Annotated in this window: 1 protein-coding gene; it reads left to right on the forward strand. The window is 67.0% G+C overall.

The window, feature by feature from the left end:
• Nucleotides 1–26: 26 nt before the first annotated feature.
• The coding region (locus ACU8YE_RS25060; RefSeq protein WP_446930260.1) for a c-type cytochrome at nt 27–460 on the forward strand (434 nt) is incomplete at its 3' end.

Raw genomic sequence — 460 nt, forward strand, 5'->3', positions numbered from 1 at the left:
GGGCTGAGACAACTGCACCGCCCTTCGTGCCCCAGCCCGATTCCGCCATCCTCGACGACGACTTCGGCAAGGTCATTCGCCTGGGCGAGCGCATCTTTCGCGACACGGGCGCCGAGGCGCGGGCCTTCGTCGGCAACGATCTGCGCTGCACGAACTGTCATCTCGACCGGGGCCGCCTCGGCCATTCCGCTCCCCTCTGGGCGGCCTATCTCGTCTACCCGGCCTACCGGGCGAAGAACGGACACGTAAATACCTTCGCCGAGCGGCTTCAGGGCTGCTTCCGCTACAGCATGAACGGCAAGGCGCCCCCACTGGGCGATCCCATCCTGGTCGCGCTGGAAACCTATGCCGCCTTTCTCGCCCACGGGGCTCCCGTAGGGGTGAAGCTACCCGGGCAGGGGTACCCGAAGCTCACCAAGCCCAAGGGCCTCGATCTGGCCCATGGGCGAGAGGTCTACGC

The organism is Ralstonia sp. VS2407 (assembly GCF_052950655.1).